7 protein-coding genes are annotated in these 15,523 nt (G+C 36.9%); 1 reads left to right on the top strand and 6 read right to left on the bottom strand.

What is annotated here, in order from left to right; all coding sequences use genetic code 11:
- Positions 1–390: 390 nt before the first annotated feature.
- Complete coding sequence (locus BC008_RS21020; RefSeq protein ID WP_027841510.1) at positions 391–1,521, top strand: aldo/keto reductase; 1,131 nt, start codon at positions 391–393, stop codon at positions 1,519–1,521.
- Between the two features lie 282 nt (positions 1,522–1,803).
- Here the strand turns inward: BC008_RS21020 and BC008_RS21025 are convergent, their stop codons facing one another.
- The 6 genes from BC008_RS21025 to BC008_RS21050 form a co-directional block, all read right to left on the bottom strand.
- Complete coding sequence (locus BC008_RS21025; RefSeq protein WP_036264798.1) at positions 1,804–4,626, bottom strand: methyl-accepting chemotaxis protein; 2,823 nt, start codon at positions 4,624–4,626, stop codon at positions 1,804–1,806.
- A gap of 1,236 nt (positions 4,627–5,862) precedes the next feature.
- A complete protein-coding gene (locus tag BC008_RS21030) occupies positions 5,863–9,099 on the bottom strand; it encodes a hybrid sensor histidine kinase/response regulator (protein ID WP_027841512.1) in 3,237 nt (1,078 codons plus the stop codon).
- A 124-nt stretch (positions 9,100–9,223) separates the two neighbouring features.
- A complete protein-coding gene (locus BC008_RS21035) occupies positions 9,224–12,025 on the bottom strand; it encodes a methyl-accepting chemotaxis protein (RefSeq protein ID WP_027841513.1) in 2,802 nt (933 codons plus the stop codon).
- Positions 12,026–12,087: 62 nt separating this feature from the next.
- Entirely contained in the window at positions 12,088–12,585 is a 498-nt protein-coding gene (locus BC008_RS21040) for a chemotaxis protein CheW (protein ID WP_027841514.1), read from the bottom strand.
- 16 nt (positions 12,586–12,601) lie between these two features.
- The gene (locus tag BC008_RS21045) at positions 12,602–12,979 is read right to left on the bottom strand and encodes a response regulator (protein WP_027841515.1); all 378 of its coding nucleotides are present in this window, start codon (positions 12,977–12,979) and stop codon (positions 12,602–12,604) included.
- A 66-nt stretch (positions 12,980–13,045) separates the two neighbouring features.
- Positions 13,046–14,170 (bottom strand): response regulator, encoded by a 1,125-nt coding sequence (locus BC008_RS21050; protein ID WP_027841516.1) that lies wholly within the window; start codon positions 14,168–14,170, stop codon positions 13,046–13,048.
- Positions 14,171–15,523: the final 1,353 nt, after the last annotated feature.

Below are 15,523 nucleotides of genomic sequence, written 5' to 3' on the forward strand. Positions count from 1 at the left end.
TAAGCACGTTTGGACGCACTCCGTGTTAGTACGCGCCTTCCGGCGTTCGCATAGCGCGTCAACAAACGGCTAAGCCGCGTCAACAAACACTGCAGGTGCAGCTCAGTGCATGCGCGGAGCGATCAATGCTTTGCACTAGCCGAAAAGGAGAATGTGTAGCTATAGCGCGCTCTGCTACGCGCTATAGAACACGGTTATTGACTGCGAACGAAAAAAATTATGAAATAAGAAAATCATAAGTCACAAAAATTATGAATCACAAAAATTATGAATCACAAAAATCATGAGTCATAAAAATCATGAATCATAAAAATCATGAATCATAAAAATCGTGACGTGAGTACTCTTATCAATAACTCCTGGCTATTTAACTTATAACTTTAAGAGTAAATGCAATATCGACGTTTTGGGAAAACCAATTTAAATTTTTCAGTGTTTTCCTTGGGAACAATGCGCTGTTTAAGTTCGCCGAAAAATGTACGGCAGACCCTAATACAAGCAGTAGAATTAGGGATTAATCACATAGAAACTGCCTCTAGCTATGGTAAAAGTGAGGAGTATCTTGGTGAAATTATTAACTCAGAGCTTCCCGTATCCCGCTCCCAAATCCATATCACAACAAAAATACCACCGACTGCGGATGCTGATAAAATGCGTTGGTGGATTGATGAGTCTCTCAAACGCCTCAAATTAGATTATATAGATTGCCTTGGGATTCATGGGTTGAATACCTGGGAACATTTTGATTTTATCAAGCAGAAAAATGGGTGTATGCAAGCTGTGGAAGAAGCCATGGCTGATGGTCGTGTAAAACATATTGGTTTCTCTAGCCATGGCTCCCTAGAAGTAATTATTGCGACAATAAATACAGGTTTATTTGAATTTGTAAATTTGCATTATTATTACTTTTTCCAAAGGAATTATCCAGCGATCAAGCTAGCTTCACTTAAGGGTATGGGGATATTCATTATTTCTCCTGCGGACAAAGGAGGACGCCTTTATACACCACCCCCAGCATTAAAGAGTCTTTGCCAGCCCTTTTCACCTTTAGAATTAAATTATAGATTTTTACTTAGTGACCCTAGAATTAGCACTTTGAGCGTCGGACCAGCAATTCCCAAAGAGTTGGAAGAACCATTAAATTTTGCCGATCGTACCGAAAAGTTAACTATAGAAGAAATCACTATATTTAATAGTTTAGAAAATCACAGAGATTCAGTTTTAGGTACTGAGAAGTGCAGTCAGTGTTATGACTGTTTACCCTGTCCGGAAAATATTAATATTCCTGAGGTCTTACGACTTCGTAATTTGGCAATAGCTTATGATATGGCTGAATATGGGAAATATCGCTATCGTATGTTTGAAAATGCCGGTCATTGGTTTCCCGGAATGAAAGCAAATCGTTGCACCGAATGTGGAGATTGTTTACCCCGGTGTCCAGAAAAATTAGATATTCCTAAATTATTGGAAGATAGTCACAACCGCTTGAAAGGCAAAGAGGGTAGAAGATTGTGGGGATGATTTCCAAGGTGTGGGAGGTGTGGGAGGATGAGAAGTGTGTGGAAATTTATAGAACTAGGACTTAAAGTCTCACGAATAACAGCTAATACCAATCGCCATATGAGGTTATCACGCCACATTTTGCTAACCCCAATCCCCAGTCGCCAGAGGCTATAACTATAGCTGCGCTACCTACGGATCCGGAGCCGTTACCTATCGGTGCGCTAGGTTCCGTTCCGAACAGATCTGCCGACGCCGCAGGCTCTATGCTGCAAGGTGGGACGCAGTGCTATCCCTAATCCCTCAACTAACTTTAAAGGTTTCTACAATTTCCTGTAATTCCTGGGAAATTTCTACAGTTTCTTGTAGCGATTTACTTACCTGGCGAGAAGATGTACTAGTACGTTCTGAAACGCCGGCAATTTGTTTCATTAATTCACTGACATTTTGTGATGTTTCTGCTTGGGAAGTTGTAGCACCAGAGATTGACCGCACTAAAGAATCAATTTGTTGAGAAACTGTTAGAATTTGAGTCAAACTGTATTTGGCACCTTCAACAATTTTTGTTCCTTCTACAACCTGTGCTGTACCCAGTTCCATTGCTTGTGCAAGTTCGCTAGTTTCGCGTTGGATATTTTCAACTATTTTTTCAATTTCTTTAGTTGCATTTGCACTTTTAGCAGCAAGTTCGCCTACTTCTTCAGCAACGACAGCAAAACCTTGACCTTCTCCACCAGCACGGGATGCTTCAATCCCAGCATTTATCGCTAGTAAATTGGTTTGCATAGAAATTTGATTAATTAGTGCTACCGCACGATTAATTTCCTGAGTAGATTCCCCTAAACGTTTTACTTTTTTGGCTGTTTCAGCTACGGTTGTGCGCAAACGCAAGATATTCTGTACGGTTAAATCCATTGCTTTACTACTTTCCGTTGCAGTAGTCTTAGCATTTCCAGCCACTGAAGCTGCTTCTCGAGCACTGATGGCAATTTTTTGCATTGATTGACTCATGCTGTCAACTGCATCGAGAGTATGGCTGATTTCTGTTGCTTGGGTCAGTGCTTCTTCTGCTAGTTGACGAATAGCATTTTCATTAGAACCAATAGCTGTATTTACTTGACTTGCTGATGTTTTAACCTGAGTCACAATTGAGCGTAGACTTTCCACAATGGAGTTAAAGAAGTCAGCAACAGTTCCAATTTCTCCATCACCAACATCTGCTCGCACGGTTAAATCACCACCTGCTGCACCTTCAATATTGTCAAGAAGTTCTAATAATTGCATTTGCAAGGCTTCTTTCTGCTTGCGTTCTTCTTCAGAAGTTATCTCAGCATTTTTCATCCCTTGTTCTATCTGTTGGAGTAATTCTGCTTGTTCCAACGCGTAACCAACTTGAATTGCGACTTGGGAAAATAAATTAATTTCAATTTCTTCCCACTGACGATAATCAGAGCATTGGTGAGCTGCTAACCATCCATAAAGTTGTTTATTAACAAATATTGGTGCAATTAAATGGGATTTGACATTCAGTTTGTGCAGTTGCTGGAGATACTCTGGAGAAAAGTCGCTGGATTCAATGTTCTCGACTACTTGTACGCTACCAACTTTAGCTTCTGCTGTAACTTGAATTTGAGTAAATTGACTTTCCGAAGCTGCTTCCCATTCGTAACTTACAGACTCCGCAATTAATTGAGGAATATTATAGTTGTCGCAATGATAGAAAATCACTCTATCTAATTGCAATGCTTCTCTAGTATTAGATACCGTTGCTTTTAAAATTTGGTCAACATTCAAAGTTTCGCGAATATTCGCAGCAACATTATTTAGTTGAAGTGCTAATTTTGTTTCTTTTTCCTGATGAATAACTTGTCGGGTGATTTTATCAGCCATTCTATTAAAGTTAACAGCTAATTCTCCTACTTCATCAGTTGCAAATACCTGAGCACGAGAAGTGCGATCGCCATTTGCATATTTCTTTGCAGTTTCCTGTAGATTTCTGATCGGTGTAACAATTGACCGCCGTAAAATAATTGCCCAAATAGCAATTAGAGTTAAAGCAAAAAGAACTGTTAATAATTCTATTATTACTGCTTTACCAATTGCCTGATTCAGAGCATTTTCTGGGGTTCCCCTGACTAAAATACCTACTGGTGGTTCTACTCCAAAACTTTTCTGCGGTCTACTAGCTCCTTGGATGATTCTATTAGGAATAGCAGTGGCTGCCATTGTGTAGGTTTGGTCCCCTAGTTTGATGCGGTCGGTGACAGTTTCACCATTAGGATTTTGTGCAGCTTTTATTAATAAAGATTCACCTTTTGAGGATAATTTTAAATTAGCTATGGCTCGATTGATATTTTCCGATTTGCCTTGATTTAAAGAGGAAGCTAAAACAAATTCTCCTGTCGGTTGGAGTTGATAAATAGCACTATAGCCTCCCCCAGTTGCTTCTAAAGTTTTCTTAACAATATTCTCTTTCCCATTAACAACATCTCCAGAAATTAGAACACCAATAATTGCCCTTGTAGCTCTATTTTTTACTGGTGTTGCAGTATATCTAATCAAGGCTTTACCTTCATTAAAATAATCTTTTACTGCCTTGAGAGAAGGTGGTGATTCTTTAGTTAACTCAGATAAGCTCACAATACCAGTAGCTTTAATTTGTTGGCCGGTTTTGATAGCATCACTAACTAAATTATCTGGGTTAAATTTCTCCCCACTACGTTCACTATTTGCATTAAGAACTATTCTTAAATCTCTACCAACCAAAGTTGCATATTCTATTTCTCTGGCTTTGATCTCATTACGAAGAATTTGTTTTACTTGCGCTCTTAAACCACCAGTGATACTCCTTCCTGATTCATGTATTGATGCTGCATTAATAATTGCTGCATTATCTGACTGTCCCCGAAATCCAAAACCCATTTGGTTAATTTTAATATTGTAATTAGTATCGGTGACGGTAATTTCTGACTTTGCTTGCTCGGAAAGTTGATTCCTTAAACTATTACTAATAATCGAAGTTCCGACAACACCAATACCAATAACAGAAACTAATTCTGAAGCAACTAATGCAACTAGTTGTTTGCGACCAATTGAGAGGTTATAAAATCGCTGTAAAATTGACATTTTTTGACCACTAAAATTAGATGTATGATGTTGCACAATGATTTTTGACTAATTAAAGCTCAAGTTATCTTAAGCCTTTGATTTTTATTGTTATTAAAACTAAACAAAATTTCTAGTGTTTTTTGATATTATCAATATATGCAGTCTATCGAAAGCGATGGGATTACATTATTCCCATTATGCAAAACTACTTGACAGTAATTAATTACTTCTTCATTAACTAATAAAAATTACTACTTTTACATCACAGTTAATATATATTCCCCCATTATTTCTCTTAAAATAAAACTAAATATTATTCAAATTTTCCAACTCAAAGTTGTCGATTTAAGAATGAAAAATAATTATATTTTTATATATTTTATATATTTAGAGTAATCAATACATCTCACCTTCGGGAAAGTATATTAGAGATATTTCGTAAAAAAAAATCAATTTATTAAAATATTTTGTTTTTGTTTTTTGTATGTTTATCATGACAAGGTAAAAAAATACAAGCAGGCAGTCAATCAAACTAAAAATTAAGAGCACTAAATAATCACTGCACATAGAATCAATGATTACTGTGATTCTGAAATGACTCCAAGCAAATTTTCGATATAAACTTTGTTAGATGTTGCTGTATCTAAGTTTCAAAGCCTGAAAGTTTCAAAGCCTGAAAGTATTTCTAAGCATGTAATGATGATTAGTGAAAAATAAAAGATTATACGTTGCTCTATAAATTTACAATAATTCTGCAGAAATATATGTATATCAACTAACTATAGTTATTAATTGACTCGGCATATTTCCCTGGCTTGAAAATAATAAATAAAGCTGAAACTTACTCACAAAGTCTTTTTTTTCGTAGCCGATTTATAATTAGTTAGTTAGATAATTTTTTGTAATAAAATTCAGCAGAAAAATATAGAAATACTTACCAATGGCGTGCTATACTGGTAACTGATTGATATCAATTGAGTACGAAATATCCAAATTAAATACAGTAAGAATCCAAGCATCAAATCAAAATTTCAGATATTAAATCAAAATTTGAAAGTTCAATTTTTAAAGTGAAATATTGCTTAACAACGAATAAAAGCCAGATTTACGAAGCAGTATAATTATAAAAAAGCAAAACTATAAAATCTAAACAGTAAAGCTTAATAATAAATAAACTTAAAAATTAAGATAAAAGGAAAAAGAGAAAACAATTCCCTCTTTTCCCTACTTCCTAACTAATTTATTCATTATTCATTACTTTGCAGTTGTGCCTGCGACAGGATAAATTATTTCTTCTAATGTCTTGAGTAAATCTTGTTCGTTGTAAGGCTTGGAAAAATAAGCCACTGCACCAAGTTGCATTGCAAGAAGTTTATGTTTGTTGCTACTACGAGAAGTGAGCATTGCGACTGGGATATCTCTTGTTTTAGCATTAGCCTTAATTCGTCCTAGAAAGCCATAACCATCAATTCTTGGCATTTCAATATCACAAATTACAGCTTGCACTTCCAATCCAGAATCCAACTTTTCTAAACCATCTTGACCGTCTTTAGCCTGCTCTACACTGTACCCAGCTTTTTCTAGTGTCAGAGCTAAAAACCGGCGAACATTAATAGAGTCATCAACAATCAAAATTTTACCCTTACGGTTTCGAGATGATTCAGGCGGTTTACTTTCACCAGAAAGTAGAAATGCTGTTTTTAGCTTGGCTGAAGGTAATTTGTTACTCCTAGAACTGCGATCTTTATTAACAACTCCATAAAGCAGTTCATTGATATTAACTAATGGCACTACTCGACCATCACCAAGAATTGTACAGTTACTAAAGCCCTCTGGTAAGTGAATATCTCCTTCCACTTGACGAACAGCAACTTCCATTTCTCCCCATGTGCGATCCACTTGCATTGCAAGTTGTTGATTTCCACCTTTAACGATTAACACGCTGCTAGCGTTGATTGCTGCTGGGGCTTCTAAGTCTGGATTATCGTAGCGTACGCAGTTAAATCGCAAATATTTACTTAAACGAATCAATGTTAAATCTTTATCTTGCCAATTTAAGAATTCATTCGTACCGATCACATTAACTTGTTTGTCTTCCAACAAGAAGATTTCTTCGACTATGTCTGTTGGGAACGCTAACAACATGCGATTACTTTCCACCAATAGTACCCTTGCAACAGAAAGGGTAAATGGTACAGAAAGAGTGAAAGTTGTACCCTGTCCGGGTTCAGTATTAACGGTAATATCTCCGCGGATTTGTTTGAGGTTGTTCCGAACAACATCCATACCAACACCCCGACCAGATAGTGAGGTGACTTTTTCACTGGTACTAAATCCTGGTTCAAATATTAGTGATAGAAGTTCTTCTTCTGTAGCTTGGTCTAATAAAGATTTGTCTAAACCCATTTCTAGGGCTTTTTGGCGAATTTTACCCAAGTCAATGCCACGTCCATCATCTCGCATGGTAATGACTGTACGATTGCGGCGATGACAAGCTTTGATTTCAATTAAGCCTGACTCTGGCTTATTATGTGCAGTACGGGTAACCGGATCTTCAATTCCATGGTCGAAAGCATTTCGCATCAAATGCATTAGTGGTTCGCCCAAGGATTCTAAAATGCTACGTTCAATTAAAGTATTTGCACCTTCAACTTTCAGTTGAACATTTTTGCCATGTTCTACACTCATATCGCGCACCGCTCTGGGGAAGCGATCAACAACATCTCCCAAGGGACGCATTCTGATTTGAGTTAATTTTCTTTGTAGCTGTTTGGAAGTTTTATTTAGTTTGCGGGAAATTTGATCGGTATCTTCAATACTTAGCTCAATGTCAGTAGCAACTTCCTGCACCTGAACAATAGTTTCCATTACTTCCTGGGAAAGGAAATTTAGTTCGTTGTAACGATCCATTTCTAAAGCATCAAAACTGCTGTTAATGCTTTGGGCGATCGCATCATCACCTAAGTCAAGCTTATTATCCTCTCCATTACCATTGTGAGTAACTTCATCATCAGATGAATGACTATTATCAGGTGCTTTACTACCAGGTAAAGTTAGTGGTGAAACACCCAAAGATGTAGAAGACCCGGTTGCTATTTTGTCATATGCAGTACGTAATTGGTGATTCTCCCGATCCAAAGTTTGGACTCGTTTATTCAAACTGCGAATTAGCTTACGCAATCTTTCTAATTGCAAATTAAGCCCATTACGTTGAATGACGAGTTCCCCAAATAAATCATTTATTTGTTCTAATTGCTTGCTAGGAACGCGAACAGTGTTTTCTGGAGTATCACTTTTATTTCCAGCAAAATTATTTTCTGCTTTATGTTCGATCAGTTTATAGTCTGTAGTGGAAATTTCTTCACGATTCGCAGCTGCTGATTGTGTTTCTTCCACCACTTCTTCTGCAGCTTCCCGAGCAAAAGCTGCTTCTAGTGCTTCAAAATCAGTAGAAATAACCTCATCTTCTAGCCATGTAGCGTCTGCTTGTTGACTTGATGAATTGACAACAAAATTTTCTTCTTCCTGTGTTTCTGCTTCAGAATTTGTTAATAAGTCTTCAATATTAAGATCTATTGCTGTGTTATCTAATTTATTATCGTTTGTCGATACTGAGCTATCAACTGGAGGTGTTTCAACAGCTGAATCAATATTCTCTGGGCTAATAACATCATAATTGACGCCCTCAGAACTAATACTCTCAGAACTAATACCTTCTAAATCAATATCGACTGGCAAATTATCAATTTGATTTGTTAAAACTAAGGCTTGCGATCGCCGCCATACTTCCAATGCTGCTCTAGCTAACTTGCTTAACTCTCCATCTCGATCAGTTATTTGAACCCGATTAGCAATTGATTGACATAGTTGGGTAAAAGCTGTTAGTTCCAGCATTTCTCCCAAACCGCCTAATTCAGCAGCCATTACTGTTAGTTCTTCTTTTAAGCCGGCTTGCTGGTCTTGACTCACAATTGATTCCAGACGTTCCAAGCTACCCTCAACTTCAGTTTGAAATAGCAAAGGTATGATATTTTGCCCTTCTTCAGGCGACAGCATGGTTGAAACATCTTCCGGTGCTGGGTCGCCCAAACGTTCGTGGAGTTCTTCAAATACTGGATAGCAAAAATTTGCCAACCACTGCTCCTCAATCGCATGACCTTCCGAGTGTAAATCTACGATTTGACGCAACCAATCAACGCCAGATATAAGTAGACTTTGCAACTCAGTATCTATATCTAGGGAACTCTTCCGTGTTTTTAATACTTTGAAACAATCTTCAAGACGATGAGCCAAATCGCTCAAAGCGCGGAATCCCATCATTGCTGCACCACCCTTAATAGAGTGAGCAGCACGCAGCGCAGCGTTAATTTTTTCTAGAGGAATGTTACTACTGGGGTCTATTTCAAGTAATACAGCCTCCAGAGTATTAAGATAATCGGTAGCTTCCTCCAGAAATTGCATCTGGATTTCGAGTTCTTTATCCTGTGACATCGTTGTTGTCCTTAGTCATTATTTATTAATTGGTAGTCATCAGTCATTAGTCAAGCATTAATTCAACATTGACTGTAGACATACATCGAGACAACGGACTGGGAGCATGCAGCAAGACAGCAATTTAATTGACCTTGAACGTACCAACAGTTTTTTGTAATTTTTGGGAAATTTTCACAGTTTGCTGTAAAGATTGCCTTACTTGATTTGAAGAAGTACTAGTGCGTTCTGAAACACTAGCAATTTGTTTCATCAACTGACTCACAGTTTGAGAAATTTCTACCTGTGATGTAGTTGCTTGAGAAATGGAGTTTACTAAAGAGTCAATTTGTTGGGATACTGTCAAAATCTGATTTAAGCTGTATTTTGCATGTTCAACCACGCGGGTACCTTCTACTACTTGGGCAGTCCCTAATTCCATTGCTTCTGCTAGATCACTAGTCTCGCGTTGGATATTTTCGACAATTTGCTCTATTTCTTTGGTGGCACCGGCGCTTCTAGCAGCAAGTTCACCTACTTCCTCCGCGACAACTGCAAATCCTTGACCTTCCTCTCCGGCTCTTGCGGCTTCGATTCCGGCATTGATTGCAAGTAAATTAGTTTGCATAGAAATTTGGTTAATCAATGCTACCACGCGGGTAATTTGTTGCATTGATTCACCCAAACGCTTGACTTTTTTTGCTGTATCGCCAACAGTTTGGCGCAAATGTACTATGCTTTGTACTGTTAAGTCCATTGCTTCGCCACTTTGTGTCGCTGTTTGGGAAGCATTTTTTGCCACCGATGCGGCTTCTTGGGCACTCTGAGCGACCTGTTGCATGGATTGATTCATGTTATCCACAGCGTCTAGAGTGTTGTTAATCTCTGTTGTTTGGGAAAGTGCTTCCTCTGCTAATTCTCGAATAGCACCTTCATTGGAACCAATAGCTGTATTTACTTGGGTTGCAGTATCTTTGACTTGGGTAACAATTTCTCGCAAACTTTCCACAATTGAGTTGAAGAAGTCAGCAACCGTACCAATGTCTCCAGGGGTCACGTCTGCACGTACTGTCAAATCTCCACTAGCAGCACCTTCAACTTCGCTGAGTAATTCTACTAATTGTAATTCCAGTTTTTCTTTCTGTCGCCGTTCTTCGTGGGACTGTGACTCAGCACTGATTTGGCTTCTTTCTAATTTTTCTAGTAGTTTTGCTTGTTCGAGAGCATAACCGGTTTGAACTGCAATTTGCTCAAACAAATCAATTTCTGATTTTTCCCAAGGGCGCGGGCTTTGACAATGGTGAGCAATTAATAATCCTAACAATTTACTTTCGGTAATGATAGGAGCAACTAAATTTGCTCGAACAGCAAATCTTTCCAAGGTTTGCACGTAACAATCTGCTTTCTTCAGAGCGGGATCTTCATAAATATCTTCAATTGCTCTGACTCGACCTTGTTGATAGTTTTTGATTTGGCGTTCCCGAAAACAGGGGTCATCAATTTTTTGTCCGGCGATCGGCACAAATTTCGGATTCACTGACTCAGAGGCTACGGTTCCATCCCAAGTTTCCGGATTGAAAATATAAACAACTACCCGATCTGTCTTTAATGCTTGACGAGTTTCTTCAACTATTGTTTTTAAAATATCTTCGGTTGTAAGACTTTTACGAGTTTGTAGGACTATATCTGCTAGTAACTTAGCTGTCGTACTGTCAAGTTCTTTTTCTTGAATTAGTGTCTGCAATTGTTTTGCCATTAAATTAATATTGGCACCCAGTACTCCTATTTCATCTTCTCCACTTACTTCCAAGCGAGTATCGAGTTTGCCTTCCCCGAGTTTTGCTACTGCTGCTGCTGCACTGACAATTGGTCGGGTAGCACGCTTAACCAACAAAGTGGATAGAATCATTACAGCTGTTGACATGAGTATGGTCCCGAGGAGCATTTGCAACCATAGACTTCTTTGGGGTTCAAATGCTGCTTCCTTATCCCGAGATAGCAATATGCTCCATTCTAAACCCGATAGTTTACTTGATGGTATATAGCTAACAAGTTCTTTGCGATTGTTGCTTGCTCTATCAGTGATGAAGGTTTCAACCCTATCAGGATTTAGTAGTGATGGTATTTCTTTATATTCTGTTATCAGTTTTTTTCCAATATATTGTTTCTCTGCACTTAAGAAAATAGTTTGAGAGCTATCTACTAAATTATATTCCTGCCCTTGACCGGCATAATCTTTAACGATTTCGTCATCAATAGATGCAACGGGCATTTGAGCACGGATAATATAGAGAACTTTTCCTGTAGCTGCATCTTTGATTGGTGCGCCAATGTAGATATTGTAAGTGCTATTATCTTTAGATTTTTCTGGTTGAGATATCTGGGTTTTGCCAGTTTTAGTAATGTATTTAAAATATTCAAAATTACTTTCGTTGCTTAATTTATTTTTTTGAGATTGGGCAATTACATTTCCTTTGAGATTGAAAATAGCGATATTACTATAAAAACGACTGTTTTCCCCAAATTTATTTAGTAAACTACTGGCGTTGTTTGGATTTCTAAAAGTTGGCAGAGTTGACCAAAGTTGAACTTCTCGAACTCGTTCTGACATAAAAAGATTAACTTTATCCGCTAATCCAGTTGCTTTTGTTTCTTGAATTTTATGAATTTTATCTCTAATTCCTTTGTCTGTAAGTTTATAGGCAAAAACTCCCATACCTAAGATTGGCAAAGTACCAAAAGCAACTGCTAATATAGTTGCTTTGCGTCCCCAGCTTATTCCCTGAAAAATTTTTCCTGGGCGATTTAAGGAAGATCTATTCTCAACATTACTATTGGAAGATATGGCGTTCAATTTTGCTTGAGCCTTCGTCAGTTTTCCGGATGAAGTAGATGACACTTCCCGACCTGTATTGCCATTCTTAAGATCGTCAGCTTTATTAAACATAAACAGTATTTCCCTGCACTGATGAATCAAGATACTAAAAAATTACTTTTTAGCAATACACCCTAGTCATTGTGAAGAATAGAAGACTGAACAATTGCCCGCGCATCTAGCAATAGTAAGATTTCTTTTTCTTGCATGACGCATCCACGTAAATAAGGAACTAAACTAGATGCAACTTGTCCTACTGGAGAACGAATTAGATCGGGCATAAATCTAACCGTACCAATAATTTCTTGGACTATTAAACCCAATAATACTGATTCGACGCGAATAATTATCGCATTGTATTGGTGCAATCTGGTATCTAAGGATTCTAGATTTAACATCTCTGGCAAATCTATAGACCAAATTATCCGACTTCTCCAATTCATTAAACCCAGAATACATGGAGGCATGTTTGGCATTGAGGTGATTGATTCCACAGGAATAACAATGGCTTCCTGGGTATATTTCATGGACAAAATACCCAATGTTTGACGGTTAAGCTTAAACTTAAGATATCCGTCGCCAGAATGGTTTTGTATCTGTTCGTTGGCAACGGTTATTTTGGAACTATTCATGTTTTGAGCGGATTTATTAATTTGTTACTGACTTAATAGCACGAAGAAGTTGATCCCGTGTATAGGGCTTTGTTACATAGGCTTTTGCACCCTGTCTCATTGCCCATAAACGGTCAATTTCTTTATTTTTAGAGCTGCAGACTACTATTGGGACTTCCTGGGTATCGGGATTTTTCTTTAAGTAACGACACAATTCAAAACCACTCATATCCGGCATGACCAGGTCTGTAATAATTACAGTTGGCTCTTCCACTTTAATTTTTTCAATTGCTTCTTTCGCTCCGGTAGCTTTGAGAACTTTGTAGCCACTTTCTTGAAGATAATGGCTCATTAGTTCCAACTCACTTGGAGAATCCTCAACAACTAAAATTGTCCCCACTGAAGTAGCATTCACTCCTTTAACTCCTGAATTTATAAATCAATTACGTCAAACATTTTTAAACCCGTTTCGTAATTCTGACTAACTAATATGCTTGAAAATTGCTTTTAGTAGGTCTGATTGGGTAAAAGGTTTGGTCAAATACCCAGATGCACGAACCATTTTTGCTTTTGCTCTATCAATAAATCCAGTCCTTCCCGTTACCATCACAATTGGTAATTCTTTAAAACTTGAATGTTTTCGCAGCAATGAACATAGCTCATAGCCATCTAAATTAGGCATTTCAACATCAAGCAAAATCAGATCTGGCTTGCTACGCAGAATCAACATCAAGGCTTTTACCGGATCGTTAATTGTGACAACTGAAAATGTGTTTTTATCCAGAAAGTGTTTAATGGAATTTAAGACAGTTACGCTGTCGTCAATACAAGCAATTGTGTACAGGTTTTTTTGCAGCAGCTTTGGATGATTGTTGCCATTAATATTTTGCTCTTCAGAGTTAACACTTTCCTGAATATGATTATTTGTTGGTGTTGGTGCAATTTCTGTCCTTGGTTGCACCCTTTGCTGTATTAATTGTGTTGGTATTTGCGTTTCACTGGAGGTTTTTGGCAAAGATTTTTGTTGGGAATCTGGCAAAGATTTTTGTTGAGAATTTGATGAAACCGCAATACTTTTCTGACTTCGCAGTTCCTTTTGACAATGCTCAACTATCAGCCGCAAATCTAAATAACAAAACTTTGGTAATTCATCCAAAGGTGTTTGAGTACTGAATTCATATCCTCCTTCTTTAAGACTCAGAAAAGATTGCATTACTTCTTTTGCTAGCTCTTCAATCAGCATTGCTGCTTGGCTAGGAGCAATGCACCTCCTGTCGACTAACCAGCAGATAGCCTCATAATCTGTGATTGCACCTTTTTTTTCTTGTTTTGATTCAAACATTAACCTCACTTGCGTCCTTGTGGTGCTGTGAAGGCTGGGAATATTTTGGCTCAAATGTTGTAAGTGTGTGTCGAGTCTATCAAACAACTTATTGGAACAGGATGCATAAGTTAACTTGCCCTCTTCTAAATAAATTGACCAAAAATCATTTTGCGTGAAAACACTTAAGCAGCCTGTAACTCTTCTGCTAGTAAGTTGTGCCAGCAGAGATAGCGGGTGTAGTTTCTGGAAAAACTTGTAGCCACCTGTAGGAGTTGTGCTCATTTTACTTTTTATGCTGACTACTTTAATACGAGCAAGCTCTTATTTTGCTTTGGCATCAACTACCATTTCTTCCTAAAAGTAGATGAAATGTAGTTTGTAATACGAATTTTTATATATTCTTTGAACGTAAACTTGAGCTTGCTAGCCTTATTTTAGGACAATCAAATCTCAATTAGATTGTAAGTCGCGGTGATTTTGCTTACTTGTATTGAGATTACCAGACATTTTTGGATAAGGAGTAAAAAAAATGTAAAAACTACATTAAGCAGCTAACTTTATAGCAAAGTACATTTAATTCATACAGTATTTTTACCATATTTTCTAAAATTAAATAAAAGTCTTCATGGTGATAATACTGACATATTCTGCAATGTAAATGTCTAGAGCAAAACAAGTTTAAACTGTGGAAGAATTTATTTTATTAACGAATAATCAATGATTGTAGCTTGTATTCTTTTGATAGATGATTATGGATAATAAATCTATTACAGTCAAGTATCAGTTAAAAAAAAGACTATTCTTTTTATACATTTTTATTCAATGACTATATGATTTGTTGTTAGTGACATAAAATTTCAACTATGAGAAATTTTAACTTGTATTCAATATTGATAAGATATTTTTGGCTCGAGAAATAATAAATTACATATATAAATTTATGTGATTTAATTATTTGACTAAAACACATAAATAAATATTTATTCACAACAATAGATTTTTACTTATGATTTCAATTAGTATTAACAATTTTAAGATTTTTATTTGATGACAGGTATGATTATATTTCTGCTATTGATAGGTTTTGGTAGAGTAAACAAGTAAAAAGATTAATGTTTATTTTTCCTATGCTTTAGAGGTAAATATTAGTAATTTCCTTTTAATACACCGTACATAAATTATACTTACATTGAAGCATTTGTAGCTTATAACACACCTCTAAAAAGCTGATTACATTTTTGATTTCTATAATTTATGCTATTTTCGCCGAAAATATGAGTGTTTAGAATTTCCCGTGGTGCAATAATTACGACTCTATCCGCTAAGACCCAATGCTCTTCCGGAAAATTTCTACTAAAGCTATCTTCGGGCTGAGTCTTTATAAAGATAATTTTGTATTCAAAAAACTTTTTCGATTCTATTAGTTTACTTTAGATTATTTGTGGAGAAATTATTTTTCTTGGTTAAAGGGGAAAGAATTTGATTTTTAGTCTATGGTGGTGGCGATTGCAAGAATCATATTTATATTGCGATTGAAATAGAGTCTTTATTCTGCAAGTACTCGATTTCCTAAGTAATATGGATTAAATAAACTGGAAAGGTCGGGTGCTGTTAGCGTCGCTAGCTAGAGGTTAG

The organism is Mastigocoleus testarum BC008, from assembly GCF_001456025.1.
Lineage (GTDB): Bacteria > Cyanobacteriota > Cyanobacteriia > Cyanobacteriales > Nostocaceae > Mastigocoleus > Mastigocoleus testarum.